This is a genomic window from Acinetobacter sp. V102_4, from assembly GCF_031799005.1.
Classification (GTDB): Bacteria; Pseudomonadota; Gammaproteobacteria; order Pseudomonadales; family Moraxellaceae; genus Acinetobacter; species Acinetobacter calcoaceticus.
This window is the reverse complement of the sequence record NZ_JAVQNR010000033.1, coordinates 218,567-245,161: the sequence shown is the minus strand read 5'-3', so window position 1 is coordinate 245,161 and position 26,595 is coordinate 218,567. Positions and strand designations below refer to the sequence as shown.

At 39.3% G+C, this 26,595-nt stretch carries 26 protein-coding genes and 1 tRNA gene; 11 read left to right on the top strand and 16 right to left on the bottom strand.

Annotation, left to right across the window (positions count from 1 at the left end):
* Positions 1-163: 163 nt before the first annotated feature.
* Complete coding sequence (locus RMB13_RS21820) at positions 164-694, top strand: NMCC_0638 family (lipo)protein (protein WP_409070786.1); 531 nt, start codon at positions 164-166, stop codon at positions 692-694.
* Between the two features lie 60 nt (positions 695-754).
* Here the strand turns inward: RMB13_RS21820 and RMB13_RS04930 are convergent, their stop codons facing one another.
* From RMB13_RS04930 to RMB13_RS04920, 3 genes are all read right to left on the bottom strand, one after another.
* The gene (locus RMB13_RS04930) at positions 755-2,128 is read right to left on the bottom strand and encodes a dihydrolipoyl dehydrogenase (RefSeq protein ID WP_311084561.1); all 1,374 of its coding nucleotides are present in this window, start codon (positions 2,126-2,128) and stop codon (positions 755-757) included.
* 83 nt (positions 2,129-2,211) lie between these two features.
* Positions 2,212-3,408, bottom strand: a complete 1,197-nt coding sequence (locus RMB13_RS04925) for a hypothetical protein (protein ID WP_205470168.1) — start codon at positions 3,406-3,408, stop codon at positions 2,212-2,214.
* 365 nt (positions 3,409-3,773) lie between these two features.
* Positions 3,774-4,109 carry a TIGR01244 family sulfur transferase gene (locus tag RMB13_RS04920; protein WP_311084560.1) on the bottom strand — a complete coding sequence of 112 codons (336 nt, stop codon included), beginning with the start codon at positions 4,107-4,109 and terminating at the stop codon, positions 3,774-3,776.
* A 189-nt stretch (positions 4,110-4,298) separates the two neighbouring features.
* Between RMB13_RS04920 and RMB13_RS04915 the strand changes: the two genes are divergently transcribed.
* The 3 genes from RMB13_RS04915 to RMB13_RS04905 are packed head-to-tail and all read left to right on the top strand — an operon-like array spanning position 4,299 to position 6,054.
* Positions 4,299-5,195 carry an alpha/beta hydrolase gene (locus tag RMB13_RS04915; protein WP_003655110.1) on the top strand — a complete coding sequence of 299 codons (897 nt, stop codon included), beginning with the start codon at positions 4,299-4,301 and terminating at the stop codon, positions 5,193-5,195.
* Entirely contained in the window at positions 5,196-5,633 is a 438-nt protein-coding gene (trxC, locus tag RMB13_RS04910) for a thioredoxin TrxC (protein ID WP_004638738.1), read from the top strand. It abuts the gene before it with no gap.
* A gap of 1 nt (position 5,634) precedes the next feature.
* Positions 5,635-6,054, top strand: coding sequence for an acyl-CoA thioesterase (locus tag RMB13_RS04905; protein WP_004638741.1), 420 nt, complete (start codon positions 5,635-5,637; stop codon positions 6,052-6,054).
* 39 nt (positions 6,055-6,093) lie between these two features.
* On the opposite strand, the gene RMB13_RS04900 is transcribed toward RMB13_RS04905, so the two are convergent.
* Complete coding sequence (locus RMB13_RS04900; RefSeq protein ID WP_005036088.1) at positions 6,094-6,588, bottom strand: DUF4442 domain-containing protein; 495 nt, start codon at positions 6,586-6,588, stop codon at positions 6,094-6,096.
* Between the two features lie 35 nt (positions 6,589-6,623).
* A complete protein-coding gene (locus RMB13_RS04895; protein WP_005036089.1) occupies positions 6,624-7,112 on the bottom strand; it encodes a YajQ family cyclic di-GMP-binding protein in 489 nt (162 codons plus the stop codon).
* A 91-nt stretch (positions 7,113-7,203) separates the two neighbouring features.
* Here RMB13_RS04895 and RMB13_RS04890 point away from each other — a divergent pair, with 91 nt between their 5' ends.
* Positions 7,204-7,518 carry a rhodanese-like domain-containing protein gene (locus tag RMB13_RS04890; RefSeq protein ID WP_004638747.1) on the top strand — a complete coding sequence of 105 codons (315 nt, stop codon included), beginning with the start codon at positions 7,204-7,206 and terminating at the stop codon, positions 7,516-7,518.
* A gap of 37 nt (positions 7,519-7,555) precedes the next feature.
* Here RMB13_RS04890 and mnmC read toward each other — a convergent pair whose 3' ends face one another.
* From mnmC to RMB13_RS04870, 4 genes are read right to left on the bottom strand one after another with little or no spacing between them, the layout of a single operon-like run.
* Entirely contained in the window at positions 7,556-9,430 is a 1,875-nt protein-coding gene (gene mnmC, locus RMB13_RS04885) for an FAD-dependent 5-carboxymethylaminomethyl-2-thiouridine(34) oxidoreductase MnmC (protein WP_311084559.1), read from the bottom strand.
* Positions 9,431-9,453: 23 nt separating this feature from the next.
* A complete protein-coding gene (locus RMB13_RS04880) occupies positions 9,454-9,918 on the bottom strand; it encodes a hypothetical protein (RefSeq protein WP_311084558.1) in 465 nt (154 codons plus the stop codon).
* Positions 9,919-9,922: 4 nt separating this feature from the next.
* Positions 9,923-10,225 (bottom strand): YciI family protein, encoded by a 303-nt coding sequence (locus RMB13_RS04875; protein WP_005309522.1) that lies wholly within the window; start codon positions 10,223-10,225, stop codon positions 9,923-9,925.
* A gap of 34 nt (positions 10,226-10,259) precedes the next feature.
* Positions 10,260-10,874, bottom strand: coding sequence for a septation protein IspZ (locus RMB13_RS04870; RefSeq protein WP_003655122.1), 615 nt, complete (start codon positions 10,872-10,874; stop codon positions 10,260-10,262).
* 44 nt (positions 10,875-10,918) lie between these two features.
* Here RMB13_RS04870 and RMB13_RS04865 point away from each other — a divergent pair, with 44 nt between their 5' ends.
* Positions 10,919-11,770 (top strand): PHP domain-containing protein, encoded by an 852-nt coding sequence (locus tag RMB13_RS04865; RefSeq protein ID WP_311084557.1) that lies wholly within the window; start codon positions 10,919-10,921, stop codon positions 11,768-11,770.
* 4 nt (positions 11,771-11,774) lie between these two features.
* On the opposite strand, the gene RMB13_RS04860 is transcribed toward RMB13_RS04865, so the two are convergent.
* Positions 11,775-12,686, bottom strand: a complete 912-nt coding sequence (locus tag RMB13_RS04860) for a bestrophin family protein (RefSeq protein ID WP_003655126.1) — start codon at positions 12,684-12,686, stop codon at positions 11,775-11,777.
* Positions 12,687-12,747: 61 nt separating this feature from the next.
* On the bottom strand, positions 12,748-13,467 hold the full coding sequence (radC, locus tag RMB13_RS04855) for a RadC family protein (protein WP_311084556.1): 720 nt from the start codon (positions 13,465-13,467) through the stop codon (positions 12,748-12,750).
* Between the two features lie 99 nt (positions 13,468-13,566).
* On the opposite strand from radC, the gene coaBC reads away from it, so the two are divergent.
* Positions 13,567-14,820: a bifunctional phosphopantothenoylcysteine decarboxylase/phosphopantothenate--cysteine ligase CoaBC gene (gene coaBC, locus RMB13_RS04850; RefSeq protein WP_311084555.1), complete on the top strand. Its 1,254-nt coding sequence runs from the start codon at positions 13,567-13,569 to the stop codon at positions 14,818-14,820.
* 64 nt (positions 14,821-14,884) lie between these two features.
* Here the strand turns inward: coaBC and secF are convergent, their stop codons facing one another.
* The 5 genes from secF to queA form a co-directional block, all read right to left on the bottom strand.
* Positions 14,885-15,850, bottom strand: a complete 966-nt coding sequence (secF, locus tag RMB13_RS04845) for a protein translocase subunit SecF (protein WP_017392409.1) — start codon at positions 15,848-15,850, stop codon at positions 14,885-14,887.
* 8 nt (positions 15,851-15,858) lie between these two features.
* Positions 15,859-17,760, bottom strand: coding sequence for a protein translocase subunit SecD (secD, locus tag RMB13_RS04840; protein WP_004638762.1), 1,902 nt, complete (start codon positions 17,758-17,760; stop codon positions 15,859-15,861).
* A 51-nt stretch (positions 17,761-17,811) separates the two neighbouring features.
* Complete coding sequence (gene yajC, locus RMB13_RS04835) at positions 17,812-18,141, bottom strand: preprotein translocase subunit YajC (RefSeq protein ID WP_003655131.1); 330 nt, start codon at positions 18,139-18,141, stop codon at positions 17,812-17,814.
* Positions 18,142-18,238: 97 nt separating this feature from the next.
* Entirely contained in the window at positions 18,239-19,372 is a 1,134-nt protein-coding gene (gene tgt / locus RMB13_RS04830) for a tRNA guanosine(34) transglycosylase Tgt (protein ID WP_004638765.1), read from the bottom strand.
* 295 nt (positions 19,373-19,667) lie between these two features.
* The gene (gene queA / locus RMB13_RS04825; RefSeq protein ID WP_311084554.1) at positions 19,668-20,705 is read right to left on the bottom strand and encodes a tRNA preQ1(34) S-adenosylmethionine ribosyltransferase-isomerase QueA; all 1,038 of its coding nucleotides are present in this window, start codon (positions 20,703-20,705) and stop codon (positions 19,668-19,670) included.
* Positions 20,706-20,887: 182 nt separating this feature from the next.
* Between queA and RMB13_RS04820 the strand changes: the two genes are divergently transcribed.
* From RMB13_RS04820 to RMB13_RS04805, 4 genes are all read left to right on the top strand, one after another.
* A tRNA-Leu gene (locus RMB13_RS04820) sits at positions 20,888-20,974 on the top strand.
* Positions 20,975-21,506: 532 nt separating this feature from the next.
* Entirely contained in the window at positions 21,507-22,778 is a 1,272-nt protein-coding gene (locus tag RMB13_RS04815) for a sensor histidine kinase KdpD (RefSeq protein ID WP_017389863.1), read from the top strand.
* A 67-nt stretch (positions 22,779-22,845) separates the two neighbouring features.
* Positions 22,846-25,596, top strand: coding sequence for a bifunctional [glutamate--ammonia ligase]-adenylyl-L-tyrosine phosphorylase/[glutamate--ammonia-ligase] adenylyltransferase (gene glnE / locus RMB13_RS04810; RefSeq protein ID WP_311084553.1), 2,751 nt, complete (start codon positions 22,846-22,848; stop codon positions 25,594-25,596).
* A 24-nt stretch (positions 25,597-25,620) separates the two neighbouring features.
* The gene (locus tag RMB13_RS04805) at positions 25,621-26,547 is read left to right on the top strand and encodes a branched-chain amino acid transaminase (protein ID WP_151743457.1); all 927 of its coding nucleotides are present in this window, start codon (positions 25,621-25,623) and stop codon (positions 26,545-26,547) included.
* Positions 26,548-26,595 lie beyond the last annotated feature (48 nt).

Below are 26,595 nucleotides of genomic sequence, written 5' to 3'. Positions count from 1 at the left end.
TCCCATGTGAGAGTAAGTCATCGCCAGCTCATTATTCTAAACACCCTCAACTTAACAGTTGAGGGTGTTTTTTTATGTCTGGGAAATTGAAAATGATAGAGTAATTTTGGAATGAATTATGATATAAACCAAATACCTTAAAATGATAACAAGAGTATAAATAATGAAATTCGTAGGATTAAAAATATTTGTCTGTATGCTAGCTATAGCACTTGGTAGTAAATCTATCTATGCTAATGAAGCTGTAGAAAGTTTATTTAGCATAAAAGCTTTTTTAAATATTTGTGTGAGTTCTAGAGGAAATCCAGAAATAATAAATAAACAAGCAAAAAATATGGGTTTTATTCAAATGCCTAATGAGTATGCTGCACATTTTTTAAAAGATTATAATGGGAACGCTTGGATGATAAGCTCTTTAGAAGGAAAGTTTGTTATTACTCAACTCGATAATGGCGTATGTTCATTATTTATAAATAAAGGAAACTCAACTGAAATTCAGAAGAGTTTAGAAAGCTGGTTGCCCCCTAAATCTACTGGTTTAACTTATAAAAAGGAAATATCTAAAGATAAAAATTTGACTACAACAAATTATATTATTTCTAAAGATGGAAAGGCTTTAGAGACATGGATATATACTGGTTCATCTAAAAAGAATGCTTCACTAGTTGCAGTTATTTCCCATCAAATGAATTAATTAAAACAATTTAATGTATAGAAGGGCCAACTTTTATTAAAAGAGCTCTTCTAAGATTGATTATTTCAACTGTCTACGTGCATGTTTTAAAGCAGTTCGAAGACCTTCTTCTAGAGTTGGATGATAAAAGGGTTTCTCTAAAATGTCATTTAAGGTTAAACCTTCGCCTATTATCCAGCTTAATAGGTGAGCCATATGTTCTGTTGCTTCTGTAAATAACTCAGCACCCAGAAGCTTTTGACTTTCTTTATCTATATAAATCTCAATGCCTCCTTTGTTTTTTCCAAGAACGATAGCTCTGCCTTGTCGTTCATAAGAAGCTTCACCTGTAATAAAGTCTATACCAGTGTCTTTTAGTTGTTTATAGCTTTGTCCAACAATCGCCATTTCTGGATCACTAAATACAATTCCTAATGGAGTAAGAGTCTTAACTGGATTGACTTGTGGATAGTTCAAACAGTTATGAACAACTTTTTTCCCCTCATGTGCTGCTTCATGTTGTAATGGTGTTGAGGTATAAGCATCACCGACAATAAAAATTGGATAGATCTCTAATTGCTTGGTTTTTGCATTTATAGGTAATGACTTAATATCTTTAAAAGAACTATCAATATTTTCTAGTTTTAAAGTATCAAGCAAACTTGAACGGCCTGTTGCAACTAGAACATATTCAACTTTGATAGTTTTCTCTTTTTCTTCTAGTTTATAATTTAATATGACACCCTCAGAATTACACTTAACTTCACTTGGTAAAGTCTCGAATAGAATTTTTAATTCTTTCCCTAGCTCTTTTTGCGCAAATTGTTGAAGTTTCGAGCTAGTTAGTATTCCAATTCGTTTGCTGCGAGCAAATATAGTGGTTTCTACACCTAAACGATGCAAGGCTTGTGCGATCTCAAGGGCAATCACACCACTACCAATGACGGCAATAGATTTAGGTAGTGTTTCTAATTCGAATATTTGATCTGTTGTTATAAGTCGATTACCGAGTTTTTGCTTCCAGGCTTGATCATAATTAGGAGTTGAACCAACCGCCAGAATAAAACTTTTTGATTGGTAATGTTTCCCGTTAACTTCTACAGTCTGTGCATCAATAAAGTGTGCTTTACCAGAAATTTTATGTTTAGCAGGCCATTGTTCTACATCTTTTAAAGTTGCTTGTGTAAAACGATCACGCAATGTTTGTACGTGCTGCATAACCTGAGTCGTATTAATTTTTGCAGATACATTCAAAGCAACCTCTTGAGCATTTTGAATGTCAAACATACGGTTTGCTGTAGAGATGAGGATTTTACTCGGCATACAGCCTACACGAGCGCATGTCGTATCCCAAGGTCCATCATTTATAATTAAAAGATTCTTAGTATATTTAACTGCTTCTTTGTAGGCGCTGATGCCTGCTGTACCTGCGCCAATGATAATAATATCGAACATTTTTCATTAAGCTATTTTAATAGATATTTAGAATATATAGAAAAACCCTCTTGAACAGAGGGTTTAGTTCTAATTATTTAGCTTTAAAATGTAAATTTTTGCATAAAAGGTGTTTTTAAAGTAGTGGAAACAGTTCCATTCTGATTAATAGACTGACCTTCAATACTTATGCCATTAATTAAATGTTTAAAGTTCAAAGTAGTTCCGTTCATACTTTGTTTAAAGGTAAATATATCTTTTCCTTCTAGATAAATACTGCCATTAAATTTTTGTGTATTAGTCGCTGGAGCTTCGTTTTCAACGCGACTTCCTTCAAGGCTACTAATATTAGGTAAGCTTAGGATTTGATTACCAGATTGACTCACCTTATATGTCGCATTATTTGTATTTCCTGCTGTTGAGTTCACGACAAATGAGATTGGTTCTGCAAAAGGAACATTAGAGTTATCATTGATAAGTACGTTGAAACCAGAACCACCCTGAACTACGTAGAGATCACCATCTGTTGATGTATTATCTTTATATACACTCATTGCACCAGTAGTAACTTCTTTTTCAGTGGGTTGACCCGTTTCCGGATCTTGAACAATAGTAGTTGTAGTAATTTTATAATCACTTGTTGTTGAATTAATTAACACAAATCTTTTTTGCTTGGTTTGTTCAAGTCCCCATGACTGTTGAAATGGATACGCAAAGGCTCCAGTAATTGTTACATCCTGGAAGTTCTTATCATTATTTTCGTTTTCAAAAATATAAATTCTGGTATTTGATTGATAATCCTCTAAATTTGGAGATATGTTATCGCTTGCCAGTTTAATATTCTTTAAATCATCTGCTGTAATATCAAAGTCCCAATCATTATAACCAGAAAGCAAGGTTTTAATTTCTTCACCTTTAAATACATAGCAGGCGCGGTAGTCTGTAGTACTCTTAATAAAGCATTTATCACGATAGTGGTCGGAGTACTTGGTAAGATCTACTTTTCGAATATCTAATGTTAACTTTAGTGGACCTTGTGCGAAGGTATCTAATGCGTGATCAATATAACCTTTTGATAATTTTTCATCATTAAGATCATATGCACCAAATAAATATTTCCCTTCTTGCTTTACGCTATTTAAAACAGAAGTTGCTAACTCTTGATCTGTTGATGGTGTGGTTGGTGTTGTTGTAGAGCCAGAATTTGAATTTTGGTTATAGTAGCCATCACTGCCACCCCCACCACAAGCTGTCAAAAAAGCAGCCAAAGTAACCCCACATACCCCATGAGTAAGTTTCATCATTATCCCCAATTAAAATGATAAGTTATTTAAAATAATTTTTTAGATTTATAAAATAACATATATTTCATGAGGTTGCTCATTATATTTGTGGGGAAGCTATCCGATTAAATTCGTGTACCCATAGTTACTCCAACTGTAGGCTTTACTTGCATTGATGAGCATGCTGTAAGAATTAAGCAGGTTAAAAGAGCAAATATAAATTTATTCATAAAAATTAATAAATGATTCAAAAAGATTTAAATACTTTAGATCAATATTATTTTTAGTTCTGTTGAATTCGTGCAGAGATATGCAAATAAGTTATCAAAAAACCCTACTTTAAAGAGGAAATAGGGTTTTATAAAATATTAATTTTTTTTAAATTAATCGTCTAGCAAATCCATTTGTTTTGCTAATTGATATAGATTGTTTGAACGGTTTCCAGTACGGCAGAACATAAGTACAGGTTTTGGCAACTCATTGTAATGATTTGCGAAAGTACGTACATCGAGTTCTGTAATCTGTCCAGCTACAACAGGTTGATAAACGTAGTCTAAGCCTACTTGGCGTGCTGCTTCTTCAATTTGAGCACTTGTAGGTTGTTCTGGGCCGCCTTCCATATCTGGTCGATTATTAATAATCGATTTAAATCCTTTTTCTACAACTTGGCCAACATGCTCTGGACCAATTTGACCTGCGAAACCAACATTCTTTGACATTTCGTCACTCCAAAATTTAACAAAACCTCTTATGCTGTATCATAGCATTAAGCTTAACCTGAGATACAAGACACTCGTGTGTTGTTCTGACTGAGAAAGTTATGCCTTATAGCTAAGTTATAAATTTTAAAAATGATCATCAAGCTATTTTAAAATTGGTTATTCATATTCTATTTCAACGGAGCACATATGCACGCTTATACGGTTGAGCCCTTATATGTTCCATGTGGTCAGGAAACGATCGCAGCTGATTTTTATATTCCAAAAACAAATAAAAAATCTGCCGTAATTATTATGGCCCATGGTTTTGCTGCGTTGCGTCAATTTAAATTAATCCAATATGCTCAGCGGTTCGCTCAAGCAGGTTACGCTGTTATTCTGTTTGATTATCGCTATTGGGGTGGGAGCACTGGCAAGCCAAGAGAAATGGTCTCCATCAACTCACAGTTAGAAGATTGGAAGACAGTAATTCAATATGCTTCTACCTGTAAGCTTGTGGATAATCGAAGGATCGTGTTATGGGGGACTTCATTAAGTGGGGGATATGCGCTAAGTCTGGCGTCTGAATTAAAAAATATTCAGGCAATTTTAGTACAAATTCCTTATGTCGATGGAGCTGAAACTGCCAAGCTTTATCCTTTACAGCGCTATCCTCAAGCATTGAAGTTATCGAGTCAGGACTATATGGGATCAAAAATGGGACTTAATCCCAAAAGATTGCCTGTCGTCGATCAACATAATTTATGTTTTATGCCTACAGCTGATAGTTATTATGGTTACTTATCGATTGTAAATCCTGACTATTATTGGAGTGGGGAAGTCCCAGCCCGTGTCTTTTTTAATTTGATGAGATACCGTCCAATTCAAGTTGTACGCCAGATTAATATTCCGGTTTTATTTATTGCAGCCCAAAAAGATTCCCTTATTCCTATTGAATCAAGCCGCGAAGCTGCCACAAATATTGCGCCTTTTGTGAGTTATCATGAGTGGGATATGAAACATTTTGATATTTATCACGGTTCATGGTTTGAAAAAGCAGTGATAACCCAATTAGAATTTTTACATCAGCATATAGGAGTGGTGTAAATGATTATTGTATGTGCATCGTGCGGTGCAAAAAACCGAGTTCCGGAAGAAAAACTTCCTGAGCAACCAAGCTGTGGGCAATGTCATCAGCCATTACTACCGCTTGCACCTATTGAGTTAAATGAGCAAAATTTTAGTAACTACATCACGAATAGTGATCTACCTATTTTCATAGACTTATGGGCAGAGTGGTGTGGACCTTGTAAAATGATGGCGCCACATTTTGCGCAGGTCGCAAAACAGAATCCAGGCGTTATTTTTGCCAAGATTAATACCGAAGAATCTCCTCGCTTGAGCCAAGCTTTTCATGTGAGAAGTATTCCGACACTTGTCTTAATGAACAAAACGACAGAGGTCGCGCGTATTAGCGGCGCATTACGTGCGCCTGAATTGCAGCAGTGGCTTGATCAACAACTTCAAACGAATTTCGGGAGCTAAGGTGTCAGAAGCTTATACCAAACCAGAAGGGGTTTTATCCTTACAAACGATTGCCATGCCAGCCGATACAAACTGGAGTGGTGATGTATTTGGTGGATGGATTGTGTCACAAATGGACTTGGCTGGAGCAATTCACGCAGAACGTTTCAGTCGTGGTCGCTGTGCTACGATTTCCATTAATCAAATGACCTTTTTGGTTCCGGTAAAGGTTGGCTTTGTCATTAGCTGCTATACCAAAATCTTAAAAGTTGGAAATACTTCTATTCAAATGCAAATTGAAGTTTGGGATAGTCATGATGACTCTCGTGAACCAATACGCATTACTGAAGGAGTCTTTACCTTTGTGGCAGTTGATGTAAAAGGTAATAAGCGTCAGATTCCCGAAGAAGCGAGACAAAAGTTTTTAGTATCTTGTGAATAATAAAAAAGCCCAAATTCAAATTTGGGCTTTTATATATTTTTATTTCTTACGTTTAGGTAACCATGCCCACAGCATTTGGCACTGGATTGGTTCATTGCCTGCATCATCAATCACAGTAACCGGAATCACAAGTTCACCTTTCTCATTATCCGCAATAAACTTTTGCTGTTCAGCAGATAATGTTGCTGTGGCAGTCAAACCACCTTCAACCACTTTTAAATAATCTACATGCAATGATTTGATTAATAAAATGCGGTTATCAGGAATGTGTAAACCCGTTAGGAAACCAGTTGCAGTTTCTGCTAAAAGAGCCATAGCAGCAGCATGGACTCCTTTAATATGATTCTGCATATTTTTTTGGTTTTCTAAACGGACAGTAACGTGGTTTGAGTCTACTTCCAGATAGCGAATATTTGCTGTACCCACCATTGGTACGATACGACCAAACGCCTTGCTCCAAAGTGTACTCCGAATACCTTTAGGGAATTTTGAAGTCGCTTTTACCAGTTTTGATAGACGATTGGATTGAGACATGGAATTACCTTAGCTTTAAATGTCACGACAAGAGATTAATCTTTAAAGTTATTAAACTGTAATGGCACACCAAATTGTTGTTCACGTAAAAAATTCATCACTTGTTGTAAAGTGTCGCGCTTTTTATCCGTTACACGAATTTTGTCGCCTTGGATAGAAGATTGCACTTTAACGCCACTTTCTTTAATGGCTTTATTAATTTTTTTTGCAGTATCTGAGTCAAGACCGTCTTTCAGTTTAATGACCTGTACAAAATTTTTGCCTGAAGCAGCAGCTTTTTGCGGGTCTAGAGCTTGTATATCAATTTTACGTTTGTAAAAATGATTTTCTAACATGTTGTAAACTTGTTCACACTGGAAATCACTTTCGGTACTGATTTTAATTTCTTTATTTTTTTCGTTTATTTCGACTGAAACATCATGACCACGAAAGTCAAAACGTGTTGCAATCTCTTTTTGTGTGTTCTGTACAGCATGATTAACTTCAAAAATCTCTAATTCAGAGACAATATCGAAAGAAGGCATAGTTTAGACCTTTACAAAGGGAAAGAATATTTGAGATGCTAAGAGGGTTTTCTTCATTTGCCAAGTGTTGTTTACATCAAAGGAGTGCACAATGATCCGTAAACAAGAAATTACAACATTTGAATTCCCAGAAAATGCTGTTATCTGGGATGTCCGTGATACAAATGCTTATGCAGAAGGGCATGTTAAAGGTGCGGTAAATCGCCCGATTAATGATTTGAATGCTGATATTTTGAACCAGGTCTCTGCGGGTCAGCCGATTTATATTTTATGTGGTGGTGGTAGCAAAGCTCCTCGTGCAGCTGAGACACTAGAAGGATTCGATGCCTCGCGTGAATATGTCGTGCTGATGGGGGGGACACGTGCAGCTCGTGATGCCGGCTTGCCTCTAGAGCAGGGCGCATAAAAAAAAGCACCTTCGGGTGCTTTTTTATGGAATTGAACTATTGTGGTTTGAAATAAGGCTTTTTAGGTTTTACTTTTTTTTGGAATCGTTGCGGATTCAATTTTTGTAATAAGCGGTCCGGTACTGGACAAGCTTCTCCTAACGTTTGGGCAACTAAGATCTCACTGCATAGCGGAGCAAATAAGAAGCCCTTAGAACCAAGACCAGCAAAAGTAGCAATTCGGCTATTCTCCTGCATTTTTCCAACGAGAGGAAAATAATCTAAGCTTTGTGCGCGGATAGATGCTCGGCCTTGCCAAGTAGTTGTAGAAGGCAATTGTTGTGCATATTCAGGGAATACGCTGTGGATTAATTCAAAGTTATGCACATGGTCTTCTGGCACTACTTCTTGATCCTCACGATTTGGGTAGAAAGACGCACCTAAAATCATCTGTGAAGCATTAAGTTGCATACAGTAGCCGCCATAGCTATAAGCTTCCTGTAAAGGCAGGGGAGCAAAAGTATTGTCAACCCAGCTTACTTGCCCACGTATTGGTTTTAACTGTGGATAGCTTTCAAAAAAAGTCGCGCTTTGACGTGCACAGCACACAACAACATTGTCTGCCTCTGCAATAACTTCATTGCCAGTCTTCAATTGAACTTTATTTTCACAAGATACAAGCTCTGTAATATTGAGAATTTTTAAATCGATCAAAGGATGTTGCAAAATTTCATCACGTAGTTGATATGGTGAAACAGAACCCGCTTGGGTAAGTAAAACACTTGAATATTCAGTTTCAAGTGAGTTCGTGGAGTGGGTAACAACCTGAGCTGGATATTGATTTACAAGATCGAGAAGTTCGTCTGCATTTTTCAAGGCGATTTGTTGTATTTGAAGTGGACGAAATGCTTGAAAATTTTTATAAAAATTCAAGGCATGTTGCCAACTTAAGGTCATCAGATGTTCATGACTTTGCTCAATTGGGCATAGCTTTGGATTAAGCAGGGCTAAAGGGTTTCCAGAGGCGCCAGATAATGCCTCTGTTCGCTCATATAAGGTGACTTGATGCCCACGCGCTGCAAATGCCCACGCCGTAGTTAAACCTGCTATACCGGCCCCAATAATCGCAATATGCTGTTGTCCCTTACTCAATGAGTGAACTAGGTCTGATGGTGAGGACTCATCATCAGATTGAGGTGAATTCCAGATTGCTTTGAGCATTTCCCGTTTATGCCGAAAACCACGTGGACGAGAAATATTAATACCATGCGCTTTTAGCCCACGTTTTAAAACACCCGCGACACTAAAAGAGGAAAATGTACTGCCATAGTCAGAAAGACGAACAATATGGTTTAAAACGTTTTGTTCCCACATGTCTGGATTGCAAGAGGGCGCAAAGCCATCTAAAAACCAAGCATTTACTGCTTTAGTTTTAGCCATGCTTGGGAAAATATCTTGTGCATCTCCTAGCCATAAGTCGATGCTAAAACGCTCTTCAGGGAAACTTAAACGATGACATCCGGCAATAGGTAGCGGATATTGTTCAATTAACTGGTCTGCAAGTGGTTTAAGCTCATCCCAGACATTTAAAGCGCGAATGAGGTCAGTTTTACTTAATGGAAATTTTTCAACACTAATGGCGTGTAAATGGCTTTGATTATCAGGACGGACTTGTTGCCAAAGTTGCCAAAGTGCAAGAATGTTTAAACCCGTACCAAAACCGGTTTCTCCTACACTGAAATATTCAAAATCTTTTAGATTGGCTAAGCGTTCTGATAAGTCGTTACCATTTAGAAAAACATGCCGTGTTTCAAGCAAGCCATTATCTTTAGAGAAATAGACATCACCAAATTGTTTGGAAATGGGAACCTCGATACCATCGATTAATTCCCAGTCCAGTTCTGCTGTTTGTATACGGTTTGATACGTTCATTTAGTTTAATAGATCGCTTGGATTTACCACTGGCGTCGACGTTTTGTATGAATATAACTAGAGATAAAGAAACCTAGTAATACGCCACCAGCTAAGGTAACCGCGCCATATAAAAACATTTGCGCACTACGTTCGCTTTGTAAGACTTGAACCTGAACAGAGAGGCTATCATTTTTTAACTGTAACTCTTGGTTCTGGGCGAGTGCTTCAAGATTGGCATGTTCTAACTGTTTTAAACGAGATGCCTGATCTTGAACTAAAGCTTTGATTTTCGCATCTTGCTGTTGTTTATTCTTTGCAAGTTGCTCAGCCGTGAGTGGTTTTGTTGCGGTCGACGCCGTTGTACCAGCTGTTGGAACTGGCTTGTTCGCAGTCTGAGTTGAAGGAGCACTTGGAGGAGTCGTTGCTGGTGTGGCAGCAGGTTCAACTGCATTAGCAGTTGAACAGATCAAACACAAGCCGAGAAAGCTTTTGATTGCAGGGTGCATATGATTACCCTTTTGGAAATGCTTTATTAAACGGTTTTACATCAATATGAGCATAAATGCCTTCTTTGAGAAATGGTTCTTCTTTTAACCATTCGTCTAATGCTTCGCGACTGTCGAATTCAACAATCATGGTGCTGCCATAAAAACCTGCTTGAGGATCATTCGGGTCTTTTGGCATAGCTCCCGCTGTAACAAGGCGGCCTTCATCATCAAGTTTTTGCAAACGTTCGATATGCTGAGGGCGTACTGCCAAGCGTTTTTCTAAAGTTCCTTCGTTATCGGTACAGCTTAGAACAAAAAAAGGCATGTAATCGTATCTCTGTAATCAATCAGGAATCATTTTAAGCTTCAGGTGACTTAAAATGTTTACGTAAAATAATGAACTGAATAATGATAAATGAAAACATGACAATCATGTCACCAAATGCAGTGAATTCACCCCAATATTTTCCGCCATGAAATAAAAACGCGAAGAAGATATGTAAACAAGACATCACCACAAACATGACTGCCCAAGCGAAATTTAGATTTTTCCAACCTTTTTCACTTAAATCTAAAATAGGATCAAATAAACGTCGTATGAGTGGCTTACGGTCTTTACCAAACCAAGGTGAAACCAAGAATGCGCCTGCGAAAACCAAATTTAAAATTGCAGCTTTTAGACGAATATAGAAATCATCACTTAACATGAGTGTGATGCCACCAAAAATGACAGTCATAAACAATACAAACCACTGTTGTTTATCTAGACGGAATTTTTGGAAAACAAATAGGGCACCATATACCACAAGCATTGAAATAATTAAGCCTGTAGTCGCTACAAGAATATTATTATTATCGGCACCACCAGCAGACCCGATCAGTTTAAGTAAAGGATGCTGTGTATCGGTTGGATCAACTGTTTTATATAAATAGAAGAAAATAATTAATGGAACAAAGTCCAGAAGTGCTTTCATGTTAGAGTATCTGATCAGGTTTGGTGAATGGCATAGTATAAAAGATGCAAGGCATAGATTTACATACACATAGCAATATTTCTGATGGAACTTTGTCTCCGGAATTACTGGTGCAAGCTGCTATAGATGTGAATTTGCATACTTTGGCTTTAACTGACCACGATACAATGGATGGGTTGCAGCGAGCTAGAATTGCTGCACAAGGTCATGATTTAAAAATCATTTCTGGTACAGAGATTTCAAGTCAGTGGTCACGTCCAACAACGAAGAAGAGTTATGGCGTACATATTGTGGCTTTAAATATGCAAAATGAAGCGCCAATTTTAGAAGCATTAGAACAACAAAAAAGAGTACGAGCGCAAAGAGCTAAAGTAATTTGCGATTTATTAGAAAAATGTATTGGTTTTCAGATTTATGAAGATGTTCTTGCCAAAGTAGAAGATCTGGCAGACCGCATCACCAGAACACACATTGCTAAAACACTGGTCGAGAAAAAAGTTGTAACCCGTCCTCAACAAGCATTTGATCGTTTCTTAAAAGAGGGAAGACGTGCTTTTGTAAAGTTTGAAGGATTAGGGTTAAAAGAAACAATTGACATGATTCACGAAAGTAAAGGGTTGGCAGTTTTAGCACATCCGACTCGTTATGATTTATCTGCAACTAACGTTCGATATTTAATTGAATTGTTCGCAACTTCAGGTGGAGATGCAATTGAGTTACCTCCACCGATGGAAACTTTATCTACTCGCCAGATGATTGATCGGATGATTGAGCAATATCAATTAGCCGTGTCGATTGGTAGTGATTTTCATGGTGACAATATGCCATGGATTAAGCTGGGAAATACACCTAAACCAACGGCTAATCAGCAAGGTGTTTGGGAACGTTTTCTCTAAGACATTACAACAAGTTATTATCTTGAGCTTGAATTGGTGGTGGGGTAGGTTTCCCCAAAGTCCCTAAAAGTTCAATTTCGATACTACGTACCATGGCATCTAAAGGTAAATCATTACTTTGAGTACCGAAGGGCTCTTCAATTTCCGAGCTGAGTGCATCAAGTCCTAAGAATGTATATGCCAAAATTCCCACCAGTAAAGGTGTTGCTAATCCAAGCAATGAACCAAGACTGAATGGCAACATAAAACAGAAAAAATAGACCGTGCGGTTGAGCAAAACTGAATAGGCAAATGGAATGGGTGTATTGGCGATTCGGTCACAGCCAGTTTGCACGACACTTAAATCTGCAACATTTCTATTCATCTGTGCATAGATGATGTCTGAGATTTCACCTTCTTTAAGCGCTTGCAATAATTCCCAGTGAATGAGGCTAAGTGTGTACTGAGGGGCATTATTTTGCTGATAGAGCTGGGTGAGTGCTTGCTGGCTCATACCGCTGGTTTGTATTAACTCAGTTGGGTTCGCAGTCTGACGACGTAAACGATCACGTAACACATTAGCAAAAACAATCACATGCTGAATAACACGTTCACGGCGGGCTTGAGTCAAAATTCGGCAGTCACGGTCAAAATGGCGTGAAGTTGCAATTAAAACACCCCATAATTTTCGGGCTTCCCACCAACGGTCATAACATGCAGTATTTTTAAATCCTAAGAAAATAGAAAGTACGACGCCAATAAGAGTAAAGCCAACCAAAGGAATCTCTGGAAAGCGATAAAGATTGATATATTCTACGCCCCCAATGATTGCTGAAATCAGCATAACGACCCCTAGAGAGGGTAAAATTTTGGGTAAAATTGTCCCTCGCCAAGAGAATAATACTTTGAAAATACTAGGCTGCTCACGAACAATCATTTTATTTTTAACGTCACTATTTTTGCTTTGATCTTCTAGGCTTAGTGCCCCTTTGTCAATATCATTGAACTGATATTATTGCTGGGTTGAGCAGTTGTTGTTCAGCAAATGAAAAGCTTCCTTCTGGTGAGATAATAAAATGATCCAAAAGGCGTATTTCGACAAGCTGACAGGCATGTTCCAGTTGTTGAGTTAAGGCAATATCTTCGTTAGAAGGCTGTGCTGAACCAAATGGATGATTGTGTGCAATGACCAGTTGGCAAGCATGTTGTTGTAGGGCGTAGCGTAGGGTTTGATTGACTGAAACTGCACAATGTTGAACTGACCCAAAAAATAACTTTTTAAAGTGAAGTTTTCTTAATTCTGGATATAGACAGAGCACTGCAAAGACTTCTTGTTTCTCGCCTTTTAATTCGTAGCGCAAATAATCCAAAACTAAATCAGAAGTGTGAAGGCTGATATTATTTTTCTGAAAGTGATGATCGAGATAACGCCGTCCGAGTTCTTTGACTGCTAGTAATTGTGAATATTTCGTCGCTCCAATTCCATTAAATTGAGTTAACTCACTTAACGATGAATCAAATACTGCATTTAGGCTACCAAAGTGCTGAATGAGTAAACGTGATAGTTCGACTGCTGAATGTTGTCGTGAACCTGATCGAAGAAAAATCGCGAGCAGCTCTGCATCTGATAGACTTTGCGGACCTTGTTGTAATAACCGTTCTCTTGGCCGTTCTTGTTCGGGCCAATTTTTAATAGAAGTATTCATATTCCCCAGCATAATTCGCTTAAAATTTTATTTTGTTTGCCCAATCAATCTTGGGTCTGCGCGTATTTAATGCTATTGTGAGCGCCACTGCAACAGTAAGGTATCCTGTTCGTGAGCTTTGATCTAAGTGTTATTCCTCATAAAAACATTGTTTTAGCTGTCACTGGCGGAATTGCTGCCTATAAAAGTGCCATTTTAGTCCGTCGCCTTAAAGATTATGGCTTTGATGTGCGTGTGGTCATGACACATGGTGCTCAGGCATTTATTACCCCACTAACGTTTCAGGCTCTTTCTGGTAATCCTGTTCATACTGAACTTTTAGATCCTGCGGCTGAAGCTGGGATGGGACATATTGAATTAGCACGTTGGGCTGATTTATTACTGGTTGCGCCTGCAAGCTGCGATACTTTGGCAAAATTTGCGCATGGTTTAGCAGATGACTTGCTCAGTACAGTGTTTTTGGCAACAAAATCTCCTGTGTGGGTTGCACCTGCCATGAACCAGCAAATGTGGGCGGCCAAAGCAACGCAACGAAATTTACAAACCTTGGTCGAAGATGGCGTACACGTGATTATGCCAGATGCGGGTGAGCAGGCGTGTGGTGATGTCGGTTTAGGCCGTATGCCAGAGCCAGAAGAAATTGCAAGGCAAGTGGCTGGCTATTTCCATCAGGCTCAACGTGCAATCGCTGAAAAATTTGGCTTGTTGGCTGGAAAGCGGGTGGTTATTACCGCTGGGCCAACGCGTGAAGCGATTGACCCTGTTCGTTATATCTCGAACCACAGTACTGGTAAAATGGGCTTTGCTTTAGCTGCTGCTTGTTACGCTGCTGGTGCACAAGTGACGTTAATTGCTGGACCTGTAAGTTTAGATACACCGAATGGTGTAAAAAGAGTAAATGTTGCCTCTGCAAGACAAATGTTAGATATCAGCATGAACTCGTTAGAAACAGGCTGTGATATCTTCATTGCAACTGCCGCAGTCGCAGACTATCGCGTAGCAGAAGTTGCCGAGCATAAAATTAAGAAGGCAGGGGATGAGTTGAGTGTTTCCCTTGTGAAAAATCCGGATATTGTGGCAACCATTGCGGGTCAGGAAAAACGTCCATTTATGGTGGGCTTTGCAGCCGAAACACAAAATGTTGAAGAATATGCAGCAGGAAAACTGGTCGCTAAAAAACTAGATATGATTGCATGTAACGATGTGTCACGTGCAGATATTGGTTTTGCTTCTGATGAAAATGCCATGACGGTTTTCTTTGCTGAAAACTATCACATGAAAAAGCGTGAGTTAGAGAAAGCATCTAAACAAGAAATTTCTCAACAGTTAGTTGAAGCAATTTCGGATGCATTGCGCCGTAAATAATATGTTTTAAATAAAAAAACCGCGAATGAATCGCGGTTTTTTTATATGTCTTACTTTAGACAACTTAAGGAATTTCATCCTCAAATTCAGGTTTAACCTGAACGATGAAGTCCTGACGGTTAAGTCCACGCCATAAGGCAAAAGCTGTACCGATATAAATTGAAGAGTAAGTACCTACAAAGACACCAACAAACATTGCAACAGCGAACCAGTGTAGACCATCACCACCTAAGAACATCATTGCTAGAACTACAAGCAATAAGGTCATTGATGTATGAATGGTACGACGTAAAGTCTCGGTTAAAGCAATATCGATAATTTCACGAGGAGTCGCTCCGCGAATTTTACGGAAATTTTCACGGATACGGTCTGACACTACGATGTTATCGTTAAGCGAGAAGCCAATAACAGCAAGTACCGCAGCTAAAACCGTAAGGTCAAATGGCCACTGGAATAATGCAAAAGCACCAATAATAATGATGATGTCGTGGAATAAAGACATCACGGCACCCATCGCGAGTTTGAACTCGAAACGGATCGTCACGTAAATCAACATTAAGATAAGTGCAAGTGCAACTGCACCAGCAGAGCGAACATAAAGCTCGTTACCAACTTGACCACCTACAGAGTCCACTTTGTGAACTTCTGCGGCATTGTTTGGCAACTGTACAGCCTTAGTAATCGCGTTATTAAGGTCTTCAACCTTAACTTCTTGTACAGGCATGCGTACAAGTAAGTCTTTATTGCTACCAAGTGTCTGTACTACAGCATCTTTAAAGCCAGCTTTGTCGAGTGCCTGAATAACTTCAGACTGATTTGCTGGTTGAGCATAGTTAAGCTCAGCTGAAACACCACCTGTAAAGTCCAAACCGAGGTTAAGACCTTTAGTTACAATAAAGAAAATACTCGCTAACGTAATAAGGATCGAGAAGATTGCCGCAGGTTTGGCAATCTTCATGAACGGGATGATTTTTGCATCATCCGGACGTCCATATTGTTTTGAATCTTGTTGAGTCACTTTAGTCATCATCGATCTCCTTAAATGCTCAACTTTTTCAAATTACGGCGTTTACCATAAATGATTTGTACAATTGCGCGAGTCACTGTAATTGCAGTAAACATCGAACACACGATACCAATCATTAATGTTACGGCGAAACCTTTGATCGGGCCTGTACCAATTGCAAACAGAATGAATGCAACGAGGAACGTCGTTAAGTTCGAGTCAAAAATGGTGTTGTAGGCTCGATCATAACCGGCCACAATGGCCTGTTTGGGCGATGCACCCCAGAGCATTTCTTCTCGAATACGCTCACATATCAATACGTTTGCATCGACGGCCATACCAATGGTAATAACGATACCCGCAATACCAGGTAAGGTGAGGGAAGCCCCAATCCATGACATAACCGTTAAAATCATTGCCAAGTTAACAACGAGTGCAAAGTTAGCGATTAAACCGAATAGACGGAAGAAAACCACCATCCAGATTGCAACAAGCAAGAAGCCGATTTGAGTTGATAATACGCCCTTATCAATGTTTTCTTGACCAAGGCTAGGACCAACTACACGTTCTTCAACAAAATACATTGGCGCAGCCAAAGCACCTGCACGTAGCATTAATGCAAGTTCTGATGCTTCTTGAGGAGAACTTAAACCGGTAATACGGAAAGTTGAACCTAAAACAGCCTGAACTGTTGCAGCATTGATGACTACAGATTCAGTGTATGGAGTACGAACTTCTGTTTGTGCACCAGTTTTAGGATCTGTGACATAAGTAATTTTTTGCTTATTTTCGATGAACAATACCGCCATGCGTTTACCAACAGCATTACGAGTTGCATCGGACATAAGCTTACCGCCAGCACTGTCGAGAGTAATATTTACTTCGGCACCACCAGAGTCTTGGCTAAAGCCAGAACTTGCATTTTGAACACGCTCACCCGTCAAGATACGGTTACGTTGCAACAAAAGTTGACGACCGCTGTCTAAAGACTCATAAGCAAAAACTTCTGTGCCCGGAGGTAAAGGTTGACCATTATATTTACCTGTATATGGGTCAATATATTGATCATTTGCGTCAGAAACCAAACGGAATTCGAGGTTTGCAGTACGGCCTAAAACACGTTTCGCTTCAGCTGTATCTTGCACACCCGGTAATTCAACGACAATACGGTTGCTACCCTGACTTTGTACCAATGCTTCTGCAACACCAAGTTCGTTAATACGATTACGTAATGTTGTTAAGTTTTGATTCACCGCATATGACTGAATTTCTTGGCGACGTACATCAGTATAAGAAAGCTTTAAAGTAGAACCTGTAGAGCTTGCTAATGCCTGTTGGGTATATTCATTCCCATTACGACGTAAAAAATCCATTGCTGCATCACGGTCAGCATTGTCAGCAAATTGAACAGTGATTACATTGTTTGTTAATGCAAGACTATTAAATTTGATCTTGTTTTCACGGAACTGACGACGCAAATCGGTGGCAGAGGTTTCCATACGTTGGGCAACGGCTTTGTCCATATCTACTTCAAGCAAGAAGTGAACACCACCACGTAAGTCCAAACCAAGTTTCATTGGTTTTGCCCCAATCTTTTGCAACCATTCCGGTGTGGTTGGTGCAAGGTTTAGGGCGACAACATATTGATCACCTAAGTCACGGCGTAATACTTCTTTTGCTTTCAATTGCGCTTCAGAAGAGCTGACACGCAATAGGGCAGCATTATTTGTAAAAGTATTATCGTGACTTGCAATATTTGCTGTTTTTAAAATTTGCTCTGCTTTTTGCACCACACTTTGATCAATTTGGGTGCCAGCTTTGGCACCGGAAATTTGAACGGCGGGCTCATCCGGATATAGACTAGGCAGTGCGTATAATGTACTGATTACCAGAACAACCAGAATCAGTAAATATTTCCATGCAGGGTAACGCATTCGCTTTCTTCTTAAATGAAAAAGCCGTGCTAAAGCACGACTGTTTTATGATTAAAGGTTATTTAGAGTGCCTTCAGGTAATACTGAAATTACGCTGGCACGCTGAATTTTTACTTCTACACCACGGCTAAGTTCAACAACTGCATAGTCACCTTCAATTTTGGTCACTTTGCCCATTAAACCACCAGCGAACACAACTTCACTACCTACACCTAAGCTCTCGATTAAAGAACGGTGCTCTTTAGCACGTTTTGCTTGAGGGCGCCAAATTAAGAAATAAAAGATTGCAACGAATACGACAATCATCAAGATGTTTGGCAAAATACCTGTAGTTGGGCCAGCTGCCGGTGCTGCATGTGCAGCAGAAATTAAAAAGCTCATTTTGATTTCCTAAAGTTAAAAATATGAGTCAGATACCTGACATAATCCTAATTCGTTTTGCAATTTACCTTGTCTTGAGGTTGAGCGCAAATCGGGCTTATTCATCAACCGGACATGGTGGAACTTCTAAACCACGACGGGCATAAAAGTCCTGAACAAATTCATCAAATGTGCCATTCTCTAATGCATCACGCATACCTTCAGTTAAACGTTGGTAATAACGTAAGTTATGAATAGTACCGAGCATAGACGCTAACATCTCTCCACATTTTTCAAGATGGAATAGATAAGCACGGGTAAAGTTCTTACAAGTGTAGCAATCGCAATGTGGATCGAGCGGGCTCTGGTCATGGCGATATTTACTATTACGAATACGTACCAGACCATCAGTGACAAAATAATGACCGTTTCGCGCATTACGGGTTGGCATTACACAGTCGAACATATCGACACCGCGGCGCACCGCTTCAACGATATCTTCCGGTTTACCAACACCCATCAAGTAACGCGGTTTATCTTGTGGCATTTTGCTTGGTAGATAATCTAAAACTTTGATCATCTCATCTTTAGGTTCACCTACAGATAAGCCGCCAATCGCATAACCGTCAAAGCCAATTTCAAGAAGGCCATTTAAAGACTCATCACGTAAGTCTTCATACATACCGCCTTGAATAATGCCAAATAACGCATTCTTATTTTTGAGTTCATCATGATGATGGGTTTTACAACGTTTTGCCCAGCGTAAAGAAAGCTGCAATGATTTTTGTGCTTCTTCATGCGTTGCAGGATAAGGTGTACATTCATCAAAAATCATGACGATGTCAGAGTTCAAAACCTGCTGAATTTCCATAGAAATTTCAGGTGATAAAAATACTTTTGAACCATCAATCGGTGAGCGGAAAGTAACACCTTCCTCTTTGATTTTGCGCATTGCGCCAAGACTAAAAACCTGGAAACCGCCAGAGTCAGTCAAAATTGGCTTATCCCATTTAATAAAGTTATGCAAACCGCCGTGTTCTTTAATCACTTCAAGACCCGGACGCAAATATAAATGGAAGGTATTTCCTAAAATAATTTGTGCCTGAATGTCTTCGATATCACGCGGTAACATACCTTTGACTGTACCGTAAGTCCCCACTGGCATAAAAACAGGTGTTTCAACAACACCATGCTCTAAAGTTAAACGACCACGACGGGCGCGCCCCGACTGACCTAATTTTTCAAACTTCATCTAAAAATCCTGAACACGAGCAGAGGCGAAGAAACAGTTCGCTGCTAAAAAGAGAGCTATTTTCCTTGATTCTGCGATGTAGTTCTACTACTAAATGTAGCCGTTATATAAAAAGATGGGAGAAACTAAGGATAGGTTTTATGGCATAGATATTTTAATGAAGGAAATATCTAAAATTCAGGCTTATAAAAATTATAATCGACTTGGTAAAGCTAATCGATATTGCTAAATATTTGCATCCTTATCATAGAAGATGTGTATAGATGATTAACAATATCGATCAGAATTTTAATTTTTAAACTTCTACCTTATCAATCAGCATTGCATCGCCATAGCTAAAGAAACGATAGCGGCTTTTAACTGCATGTTCATAGGCAGCCAAAATGTTGTCTCGATTTGATAGCGCTGATACCAACATGAGCAGGGTAGATTCTGGTAAATGGAAGTTCGTAATTAAACGGTCTACGATGCAGAACTGGTAGCCTGGATAGATAAAGATTTGCGTGTCGCCAGTCCAAGCCGCAATTTTACCGCTATGGGCTTGAGCTGCACTTTCCAAAGCACGTGTTGCAGTTGTACCTATGGCAATCACTTTATTTCCGCGTGCTTTAGTCGCCAAAATCAGATCAATTGTTTCTTGAGGAACATCACACCATTCACTGTGCATGATATGGTTGGTAATGTCATCAGTACGAACGGGCATAAATGTGCCAGCACCAACGTGAAGAGTCACAAAGGTTTTTTGAACATTTTTTTGTTCTAACTTTGCTAATAATTCTTCATCAAAATGTAAGCTTGCAGTAGGTGCGGCAACACTGGCAATTTTTTCAGGATTATGAAAAACCGTTTGATAACGTTCGGTGTCAATTTCTTCTGCTTCACGGTTAAAGTAAGGCGGAATAGGTAATTGACCATATTGCTCAAGGACAGGCAAGATTGGCTGTGAAAACTCAACCACAAATAAATTTTCGTGACGACCACGTACAATCACAGGAATGTTATCTGCACCAACAAAAAGCTCAGCACCCGCTTTAGGTGAGTTGCTTGATTTAATATGACAATACGCTGTGGTGTGGTTCAGCATACGCTCAACCAAAATCTCAATAGTACCGCCTGTAGAGCGTTTTCCTTTTAGTCGTGCTTTCATGACTTTGGTATCATTGAGCACTAGCAGATCACCTTCTTCGAACAGATCGATAATGTCTGTGAACATGTGATCGTGATATTGACCCTTTGAGTCTAAGTGCAATAACCGCGAAGCACTACGTGATTCGAGAGGGTAACGGGCAATAAGTTCATCAGGTAATTCAAAGGAAAAGTCAGACAGTTGCATATTTGAGAAAAAACACCGCAAAAATTGCGCCTAGTATAAACTTTTTCGCTTTTTTATGGCTGTGCTTCTGGCTTAAATCATGAAAAATGTTTAAGTGGTCTAAAAGTGAACGATAATATTCACTTAGGGTTTGACAAGTTTTACAAACGCGCTAATATACGCAACACAAACATACTTCCTCTCCCGAGGTGGTGAAATTGGTAGACGCGGCGGACTCAAAATCCGCTGTCAGAGATGACGTGTCGGTTCGAGTCCGACCCTCGGGACCATATTCAGAATCGTAAGATTCTACGAAAACCCCTAAGCTAACGGCTTTAGGGGTTTTTTGTTGGTGATAGGAAAGTCGATAGAATTTAAGAAATTAATAGCTCATGATTTGGTTCCGAGGGTCGGACTCGAATTATGAGCTAAGCTTGAGCTTCTAAGAAGCTTTAATTTTCTAAACTTAAGATGTACTGAGGCAAATTCAAAACAAGTTTAATAAAAGCTCAGTAATAATTGACCCTAAGTATGACTGAACATAAAAATCTTTAAACCAAGTTGTACTTTTTTACTAGTATTCTGAACTCGCATTTCTAACATCTTACAATTCTCTACCTTCAAACATTTGTTGTATTTTCCTCAAACATACCCACTTTATGTATCTAAAAACCTTTAATTGAAACTTCACATTTCTATTTTGAAAAGAAAGTTGCTCTTTTAATGTACTGTGTTAAAGTTTGTAGTAGATCATAATGATTATAAGTACATTTCTTTTAAGAGCGGTTCCGACCAAAAACGACAAAATCTGTGAGGCGGGCAATGACATTCCAACATTTAGAACTAAACCAGATTGAGCAGTTAAGTGCTTGTAGAATATCGCTTTTGCTTGGATTAAATGCCGAGCAGAACTATATCGAGCAATTTTTCCGGTTTAGTCTTCGTCTTTTGAAGTGTAAAAAAGCCTTATTGACTTTTAATCAAGAACCTTACTTTTGGCATCGTTGCCCAGATGGTATGACCGCCATTTCGTTTAAACCTTCAAAACATTTAAAACAGTGCTTTGCTAAACAACAGGTGATTAATCACTTACATCCTTCCTATCAAAATTTAACCAACTATTTAAAAGAATTAAATATTGAGTGCAGTAGGGCGTTGGCCGTACATCTTCTACATCCCGATAAAACCTCTATGGGCTTTGCCGTTTTTTTTGATGACGATGCAGCAACATTTGAAGATGAAGACATCCAGTTATTGCTCGATTACTGCTCTACTTTTATGCAACAGGTTGAGTTGAAGTTTAACTATGAAGAGTTAAACGAACTGTATGAGCAACAAGTCGCGATTAATTCAAGTAAAACAAAATTCTTTTCAATCATTTCACATGATCTCCGAGCGCCATTTCATGGTCTGCTAGGTTTTTCAGAAGTACTCGCCAAAGAGCGTGAAACTTTAGATGAATCGAGCATTCAAAACATTGCAGACTATCTATATGACACTTCTCAATCGACCTATAACTTGCTCGAAAGCTTACTGACATGGGCGATGGCTGAGGGTGGGCGTTTTGTTTATCACCCGATTAACTTTAACCTTAGACAAGTCAGTAATATCGTTTTTGATGTTTTATATACCTTAGCTTTAAAGAAAAATATTGAATTGGTGAATGCTGTTCCAGAAGATTTAAAAATCTATGCTGATATCAATATGATGACCTCAGTGATTCAAAACTTGGTGTCAAACGCGCTGAAATTTACAGATGTTGATGGTTCGGGCAAAGTCTTTATTGAAGCCAAACAAACTGGCGAAAATATTGAAATAACAGTGCGAGACACAGGTCTCGGTATGACCAAGCAACAAATGGCGAATTTGTTCCATCCACGTATTACTGCCAGCTTTAAAGGTACCGCAGGTGAAAAAGGTGCGGGTTTAGGTTTGAGCTTGTGTAAACGTTTTGTCGAGATTAATCAGGGGAAAATTAATGTCAGCTCCAAAGAGGGTGTTGGAACTACATTTAAAGTTTTATTACCTTCGGCTCAAGACAGTCATGATCCTCATATCGAATATCAATCATCATCGGAAGCAAAATTAGTCTAATCCCTTTTCCTACCACTACTCGAACTGCTATAACTAAAAAGAGAGTACGAGGAAAAGAGCTTTTTATATGAATGCGGAGCAGTTACAAAAAACATTGCGTGCTAGTCAGTATGCAGAACAAGTTTTAGGCCTGCATCAGGCTGTTTTAGAACAAGATTACCAAATAGATCAATTTACTGCACCGCTCTCAACTGATCAAATTTATCAATTTGTACAAACCACATTAGATGGAATTGGTGACGAAATATCTTGGATGCGCGCACTTCGTATTTTGCGTGGTCGTTTAATGTTTCGCTGGATCTGGCAAGATGCCAATCAGCTTACCGATGTTGTCACACTTACTCGTGAACTTTCTGATTTTGCCGATGCCAGTATTTGTGCGGCAAAGGCTTTTGCGCGTGTAGCACTCGTAGCGAAACACGGTGAACCTGTGGGTTACTCTGGCAAAGTTCAAGATTTGATTGTAGTTGCCATGGGTAAGCTGGGTGCACAAGAGCTTAACCTCTCGAGTGATATCGACCTGATTTTTGCCTTTGATGAACAAGGTGAAACCAATGGTCGTAAATGCATTGATGTTCAGCAGTTCTGTATTTTATGGGGACAAAAACTCATTTATTTGCTTGAGCACATTACCGCAGATGGTTTTGTGTTTCGAGTAGACATGCGCTTGCGTCCTTGGGGAGATGGCTCGGCATTGGCGATTAGTCATGCAGCTTTGGAAAAATATTTAAGTCAGCATGGTCGTGAATGGGAACGCTATGCATGGATTAAGGCACGTGTTGTAACTGGAGATAAAGAAGGGCAAGACTTGTTAGAAATGACACGTCCTTTTGTATTCCGTCGTTATGTCGATTACACCGCTTTTGCTGCTATGCGCGATATGAAAGCCATGATTGAGCGAGAAGTTCTACGCCGTCATATCGAGGATGATATTAAACTCGGCGCGGGTGGTATTCGCGAAATTGAATTTATTGTTCAGGTGTTCCAGCTTATTTATGGCGGGTCTAAGCGTGAGTTACAAGACCGCCAATGTTTAGTCAGCCTTGAGCACATTGGCGAAGCAGGTTTGTTAGAAAAACAGGCCGTTTTAGAATTAGAAGATGCCTATCTGTTTTTACGCCGTGTTGAACATGCAATTCAAGCCCTTAACGATCAGCAAACTCAGCTATTGCCCGAAGAAATTGACCTAAGACAACGCATTATAGATACCTTGGGCTTTGCGAGCTGGAATAAATTTATTGATGTTCTCAATGAGAAACGCCAGAAAGTAAAAGTTCAATTTAAGCAATTGATTGAAGATACAAGTTCAAATGCCGCAACTGAAAACTTTGGACAGTTAGAGCAGCAGTTAGATGAAGTGTTGGATGACAATGCGAAAAATCTGATTCATGAGTTTTGGCACGGTCATGCACTTAAAAAACTACCTTCAAATGCAGTCCAGCGTTTAAAAACATTCTGGCCTCATTTAATTGAAGTGATCTTACAGTCCGAACAACCTCAAACAGCACTTTTACGTTTAATGCCGCTGATTGAATCGGTCATGCGCCGGACAGTGTACTTAGTCATGCTGATTGAAAGTAAAGGGGCATTACAACGCTTAGTTAAAATGGCGACCGTAAGTCCATGGATTTGTGAAGAGCTAACGCAATATCCAGTACTGCTTGATGAGTTTTTATCGATGGACTTTGAATTACCAAAACGTAAGGACTTGGAAGACTCATTACGTCAGCAATTACTTCGTATCGAAATTGATCAGGTTGAAGATCAAATGCGGGTACTTCGCCTGTTTAAAAAGAGTAATGTGTTAACGGTCGCTGCAAGCGATGTGTTAGCTGAAAGCCCACTAATGAAAGTATCCGATGCGTTAACCGATATTGCTGAAGTGAGTGTGAATGCAACCCTTAATTTGGCTTATCAGACCGTAGCAAAACGTCATGGTTATCCATGTGATGCCGATGGGAAACGTTGCTCACTCGATTACAAAGCCTTTGCTGTCATTGGTTATGGCAAGGTAGGTGGAATTGAGCTGGGTTATGGCTCCGATTTAGATCTTGTCTTTATTCATTATCTGGATGAACAAGCCGATACGGATGGAACGAAGTCTATTAGTGGCTTTGAGTTTGCGATGCGTGTCGCCCAAAAGTTTATGTCACTCATGACCACTCAAACCCTTGATGGCCGTGTCTATGAAATTGATACGCGGTTAAGACCTTCAGGTGAGGCGGGTTTATTGGTGACAAGTCTTAAGGCCTACGAACACTATCAGTTGAAAAGTGCATGGCTTTGGGAGCATCAGGCACTCGTTCGAGCACGCTCTATTGCTGGTGATGAGGTGCTTTGCCAGAAATTTGAAATATTTCGCCGTGAGATATTGACTCAATCTAGAGATGAGGCTTATGTTCGTGAAGAAGTGTTGAAAATGCGTCAGAAAATGAAAGACCACCTAGGTTCGTCTTCTGAACAAAAAAAACATGGTATTTTTCATTTAAAACAGGACGCAGGTGGTATCGTCGATATCGAATTTATGGCACAGTATGCTGTACTTGCATGGAGCGGGACGAAACCCGATCTCGCCCATTATTCTGATAATGTAAGAATATTAGAAGATGCTGCTAAAGCAGACTGCTTATCCAGTGAAGATGCCACAGCATTAATTCGAGCCTATCTTAGTGAACGTGCCGAAAGCCACCGTTTAGCCCTTGCAAATCAATCCATGCAAGTCAGCGCAGCGGACTGGCGTAGTACCCGTGCGGTCGTTTGCAATTTATGGCAAAGATTAATAGACCCAACCGCTTCGGTTGAGTTGGATAGTGAATGATTTTATAACAATTTGGAGTGTTCCATGAATTTGGCTGATCGTGATGGTTTTATTTGGCAAGATGGAAAATTAATTGATTGGCGTGATGCAAAGATTCACGTATTAACCCATACTTTACACTACAGTATGGGCGTATTTGAGGGTGTTCGTGCTTATGAAACTCCTAAAGGTACTGCCATTTTCCGTCTGCAAGACCACACAAAACGTTTGTTAAATTCAGCAAAAATTTATCAAATGAAAGTACCGTATGACCAAGCAACGCTTGAACAAGCACAAATTGATGTTGTACGTGAAAATAAATTAGCTTCTTGCTATTTACGTCCCCTCATCTGGATCGGTTCAGAAAAACTTGGTATTGCAGCAACAAATAACACCATTCATGCTGCAGTTGCAGCATGGGCATGGGGCGCATACCTTGGTGATGAAGCAATGGCGAATGGTATTCGTGTTAAAACTTCATCATTTACTCACCATCATCCAAACGTGACCATGTGTAAAGCAAAAGCATCTGGTAACTACACGTTGTCAATTCTTGCTCATCAAGAAGTTGCACATTCTGGTTACGATGAAGCAATGTTAATGGACCCACAAGGCTATGTGTGCCAAGGTTCTGGTGAAAACGTATTCTTAATTAAAGATGGCGTTTTACACACTCCAGATATCGCTGGTGGTGCGCTTGATGGCATTACACGTCAAACAGTAATGACGATTGCTAGAGATCTTGGTTATCAAGTTGTTGAGCGTCGTATTACACGTGATGAATTCTACATTGCAGATGAAGCATTCTTTACTGGTACTGCTGCGGAAGTAACACCAATTCGTGAATACGATGACCGTCCAATTGGTTCAGGTGGCCGTGGCCCAATTACTACTGAAATTCAAAAGACTTACTTTGATGCAGTTCAAGGTAGAAATCCGAAATATGAACACTGGTTAACTTACGTAAAATAAGTTAATCCGTTAACATAAAAAGGCGAACTTTGGTTTCGCCTTTTTATT

Bases quoted from the DNA above. Each gene is read 5' to 3' on its own strand.
- RMB13_RS21820 (WP_409070786.1), top strand. From the start codon at position 164: ATGAAATTCGTAGGATTAAAAATATTTGTCTGTATGCTAGCTATAGCA.
- RMB13_RS04930 (WP_311084561.1), bottom strand. From the start codon at position 2,128: ATGTTCGATATTATTATCATTGGCGCAGGTACAGCAGGCATCAGCGCC.
- RMB13_RS04925 (WP_205470168.1), bottom strand. From the start codon at position 3,408: ATGAAACTTACTCATGGGGTATGTGGGGTTACTTTGGCTGCTTTTTTG.
- RMB13_RS04920 (WP_311084560.1), bottom strand. From the start codon at position 4,109: ATGTCAAAGAATGTTGGTTTCGCAGGTCAAATTGGTCCAGAGCATGTT.
- RMB13_RS04915 (WP_003655110.1), top strand. From the start codon at position 4,299: ATGCACGCTTATACGGTTGAGCCCTTATATGTTCCATGTGGTCAGGAA.
- trxC (WP_004638738.1), top strand. From the start codon at position 5,196: ATGATTATTGTATGTGCATCGTGCGGTGCAAAAAACCGAGTTCCGGAA.
- RMB13_RS04900 (WP_005036088.1), bottom strand. From the start codon at position 6,588: ATGTCTCAATCCAATCGTCTATCAAAACTGGTAAAAGCGACTTCAAAA.
- RMB13_RS04895 (WP_005036089.1), bottom strand. From the start codon at position 7,112: ATGCCTTCTTTCGATATTGTCTCTGAATTAGAGATTTTTGAAGTTAAT.
- RMB13_RS04890 (WP_004638747.1), top strand. From the start codon at position 7,204: ATGATCCGTAAACAAGAAATTACAACATTTGAATTCCCAGAAAATGCT.
- mnmC (WP_311084559.1), bottom strand. From the start codon at position 9,430: ATGAACGTATCAAACCGTATACAAACAGCAGAACTGGACTGGGAATTA.
- RMB13_RS04880 (WP_311084558.1), bottom strand. From the start codon at position 9,918: ATGCACCCTGCAATCAAAAGCTTTCTCGGCTTGTGTTTGATCTGTTCA.
- RMB13_RS04875 (WP_005309522.1), bottom strand. From the start codon at position 10,225: ATGCCTTTTTTTGTTCTAAGCTGTACCGATAACGAAGGAACTTTAGAA.
- RMB13_RS04870 (WP_003655122.1), bottom strand. From the start codon at position 10,874: ATGAAAGCACTTCTGGACTTTGTTCCATTAATTATTTTCTTCTATTTA.
- RMB13_RS04865 (WP_311084557.1), top strand. From the start codon at position 10,919: ATGCAAGGCATAGATTTACATACACATAGCAATATTTCTGATGGAACT.
- RMB13_RS04860 (WP_003655126.1), bottom strand. From the start codon at position 12,686: ATGATTGTTCGTGAGCAGCCTAGTATTTTCAAAGTATTATTCTCTTGG.
- radC (WP_311084556.1), bottom strand. From the start codon at position 13,467: ATGCTGGGGAATATGAATACTTCTATTAAAAATTGGCCCGAACAAGAA.
- secF (WP_017392409.1), bottom strand. From the start codon at position 15,850: ATGATGACTAAAGTGACTCAACAAGATTCAAAACAATATGGACGTCCG.
- secD (WP_004638762.1), bottom strand. From the start codon at position 17,760: ATGCGTTACCCTGCATGGAAATATTTACTGATTCTGGTTGTTCTGGTA.
- yajC (WP_003655131.1), bottom strand. From the start codon at position 18,141: ATGAGCTTTTTAATTTCTGCTGCACATGCAGCACCGGCAGCTGGCCCA.
- tgt (WP_004638765.1), bottom strand. From the start codon at position 19,372: ATGAAGTTTGAAAAATTAGGTCAGTCGGGGCGCGCCCGTCGTGGTCGT.
- queA (WP_311084554.1), bottom strand. From the start codon at position 20,705: ATGCAACTGTCTGACTTTTCCTTTGAATTACCTGATGAACTTATTGCC.
- RMB13_RS04815 (WP_017389863.1), top strand. From the start codon at position 21,507: ATGACATTCCAACATTTAGAACTAAACCAGATTGAGCAGTTAAGTGCT.
- glnE (WP_311084553.1), top strand. From the start codon at position 22,846: ATGAATGCGGAGCAGTTACAAAAAACATTGCGTGCTAGTCAGTATGCA.
- RMB13_RS04805 (WP_151743457.1), top strand. From the start codon at position 25,621: ATGAATTTGGCTGATCGTGATGGTTTTATTTGGCAAGATGGAAAATTA.